The 3,038-nt window shown below is 62.2% G+C and carries 1 protein-coding gene; it reads right to left on the bottom strand.

The window, feature by feature from the left end; genetic code table 11:
* Nucleotides 1-3,038, bottom strand: a 3,038-nt coding sequence (locus JKP78_RS19830; protein WP_200627345.1) for a DUF6531 domain-containing protein, incomplete at both ends; no start/stop codon positions are given.

A 3,038-nucleotide genomic window follows, 5' to 3' on the forward strand; every position in this document is an offset into this window, starting at 1 on the left:
TCGCCATCCCAGCCATACAAGGTGTAACCGCAGCCCAGTTCGCGCTGGCGCTTGGCCCGCTGCATCTGGTTCCAACCACTGCCCGCTCGCGGATCATCCTGGTGGTGCGCGGTGGAGTGTTTGTGCAGACGGCGGCCCAAGGCGTCGTAGCTGTACACCACGCTGAGCTTGTCATCATCGAAGCGCACCAAGCGGTCGAACAGGTCCCAGCTGAGGCGTGCTTTTCCGCCGTTGTGCAGGCGATGGATCAGGTTGCCGCGTTCGTCGTACTGGTAGTGGGTCCCAGCGTATTCACGCAGCAGGTTGTCCATCAGCTTGTTGCGCCGCGGGTCGCTTTCCAGCGGGCGATTCAGCGCCTGGGCCTTGTCGTCCAGCAGGTTACCGGCAGGGTCGAAGGCGAAGGTCTCGACACCCAGGCGACTGGTAGCTTGCAGCAGGCGGCCAACCGGATCGTACCGATAGGCCAGGTGGCCACGACGGGTGTCGTGGATATCGGTCAGCTGACCCACGGCGTCGTACTGATACTGGCGCTTGAGCAACGTGGACTTGCCGTCGTGGCTACCCAGCAACTGCTCTTGCAGGCGGCCAGCCGGGTCCCAGCTCTGGGCCTGCATCAGCTGGTTGCCCTGATGCCGGACCACTTCGCGGTGCAGGTCATCACGCTCGTAGGCCAGCAGTTCATGCTGGTCGAGGGTCATGCCCAGCACGTGACCGCTGCCGTAGGTGAGCACGCTGACCTTGTGGCCATCGGGGCGAACGGTCGCGATACGGTTGTTGAGGGCGTCGTACTCGTGCTGCCACACCGCGACCATCGGCACCTCGGTGCCGAGGTAGTACTGGTGCTCGCGGGTCAGGTTGCCGGCCTGGTCATGGAACCACTGCAGTTTGCTGGCCGCGTTGATCGCCTGGATCAGCTTGCCGTTGCCGTCGTAGGCGAAGGTTTCTTCTTCGCGTTGATCACCCAGGCTGGCCACCTGGGAAACGATTCGCCCCACGGCATCGAAGGAAACCTGGGTTCGACGCTGTCCGACATAGGTACTGCTCAAACGGCCGCTTTCAGCATCGTACTCGTACCGCGTGACCAGGCCATCAAAGCCCTTTTCTTCCAGCAGGCGCCCCACTGGGTCGTAAAGGAAGTCAGCCTTGCTCTCGTTCTCGTTCTCCAGCCCAATCAGGCGACCCAGTTTGTCCCAGCGGTAACGCAAAGAGTGCTCAGCCGCATCCACGCGTTCAGCGAGTAGGCCCACGGCGTTATAGGCCCAGGTGGTGCAACGGCCCAGTGCATCGGCATGGGCCAGCAGGCGGCCTTCGGCATCGCGCTCGAAGTGCTCTTCGCTGGCGTCCGGATGAATGACTTTTGCCAGCTGGCCGGCCTTGTATTGGTAGACCGTCTTGTTGCCCGCCGCATCGGTGAACTGCACCAGCTGGCCGAAGTCGTCGTATTCCCATTGACTGGTCTTGCCCGAACAGTCGGTGTATGCGACCAGTTGATCCGCTGCGTTGTAGGCCAGCTTCTTCTCGTTGCCGTTGGCATCCTTGATCGCCTTGACCAGCCCGGAAGGCGTGTAGGTGAACTCGGTCTTGTTGCCCAGCGGGTCGGTGGTCTCGACCAGGTTGCCTTTCTTGTCGTAGTCACGCAGCCACAGGCCGCCCTCGGCGTCGCGGATCTTGATCAGGTGACGACGGTCATCGTAGGCAAAGTGGGTCTGGGTATGGTCCGCACGGATATGGCGAATGACACTGCCCTGCTCGTCGTAGTCATAGCGGTCTTCGCTGCCATCCGGGTGAACGTGGCGCAGCACTTTCTTGCGCTCATCGCGGAACAGCCATTCCGAACGCTCGTCGGGGTAGCGGACGCGATAGAGATGGCCCTGGATGTCGTAGTAGTACCAGGTCTCCTGGCCGTGGGCATCGGTGACGTAGGTCAGGCGAATGTTCTCGTCCCATTCCAGGCGCGTGTCGTAACTGCCGTCATCGGCCCATTCGCGAATGGCCTTGGCGTCAAAGGCGCTGCCGTCCCACTGCAGGTTCATGCCCCTACCGGTACGGTCGGTGTAACGGGTCACCAAGTGGTTCTGGTATTGATAATGCCAAGCCGCGCCATGCTCGTCCTGGGCGGCGACCAGGTCACCCTGATCATCGTAGTGGTAGGCACACAGCTGGCGCAGTGGTTGACCGTCACGCATTTCCCACAGGCCGGTGATTTGGCCGTGGTCATCGATCAAGGTGCCGAGGTGGCGGTGGATCTGGCTCGGGTCATCCTGATAGGTGACGACGTCCGAGAGCACCGGCCGGCCATTGTGGCGGTGCTCGTAATGCAGCATGCAGCCGGCGCCACTGGCGAGCGTGATCTTCTGCAGGTAATACCGATCACCCACGCGCAGGTAATACTCCTTGCGCTCGAAGCCGCGGCAGACCACCAGTTCGTTTTCGCGGCTGCGAACCAGCAGTAGATCCTCGATGGCTTTGAACTGCGACTGCTCCACTTTCGGCAGTTCGAACGCGTGGCTACGACCGTCGTGGTCATGGAACACCAGCCCCTTGCCCACCACGTCGATACGCGTAGTGAACTCGGTGACCCAGCGTGCGCCGAGCGTGCCTTGATCGTATTCGCTCAAGCGCGAGTGATAGGTCCGTTCCCATTCGATGGGGAACGGGCCGGGCAGACTGAAATCGGTATGCAGGATGAATTCGGAGCCCAGCGAGAAACTGATGCTGTGGCCTGTACGCGCTTTGGGTTCGGGAGGGCAAGGCTTGCGCTTGGGGCTGGCCGTGCCTTCCGCCTTGGCCTGCGAGCCACTAACCGCCAACTCGCCCTTGCCCTTCTCCCGCTGCACCTGCGTCACGGTCCCCGGCTTGCTCACCCCCGGCTGCCCATTCCTGTTGCGCTTGCGAAAGCCCTTCACCGCCCCGCTCAGCACATTCAGCATCCAGCCGATGCTCATCTGCGTGCCCGGGTCCGCCAGCTTGTTCAACTGCCGCGCCATCTCCGGCCCCAGCGCGCGCAGTTGCCCGGTGTTGGCCAGCACCTTGGTCTT

The sequence above is a fragment of the Pseudomonas sp. LAM2023 genome, assembly GCF_016620375.1.
GTDB lineage: Bacteria > Pseudomonadota > Gammaproteobacteria > Pseudomonadales > Pseudomonadaceae > Aquipseudomonas > Aquipseudomonas anuradhapurensis.